Consider the following 341-nt stretch of genomic DNA (forward strand, 5'->3'; position numbering starts at 1 on the left):
GGGATTTATATATGCTCACACTGAGTATTTATAAATGAAACACAACAACTACGCAGAACACGAACTACGACTACGCATTAAGGCAGAAGGCGCAAATTGGGTTGCACGACAACAGTTTTGGCTGTTTGGCACAGCAAAATACGTTGACGGCACAGAGATACACGAGAGCAAGGCACACAAAGACATAAGGCATTATTTCAATACAGTTGATAAGGCGATACTGCGCAGACAAGACTATGACGAAGGCAGAAGGCTACAAAGGTTGGTATTTATTGAGCACGGCAGAAATCGTGTTAACACGCATTTCCACTTTTTTCTCAAAGGCACACACTTAACCCGGC

General features: G+C 43.4%; 1 protein-coding gene. It reads left to right on the top strand.

The genetic code is table 11. The annotated features are described in order from the left end of the window. Positions 1–34: 34 nt before the first annotated feature. Positions 35–341: hypothetical protein (locus C5F46_RS16960; protein WP_412779349.1), on the top strand; the 307-nt coding region annotated here is incomplete at its 3' end.

Origin of the sequence: Phaeovulum veldkampii DSM 11550 (genome assembly GCF_003034995.1) — a bacterium.
Lineage (GTDB): Bacteria > Pseudomonadota > Alphaproteobacteria > Rhodobacterales > Rhodobacteraceae > Phaeovulum > Phaeovulum veldkampii.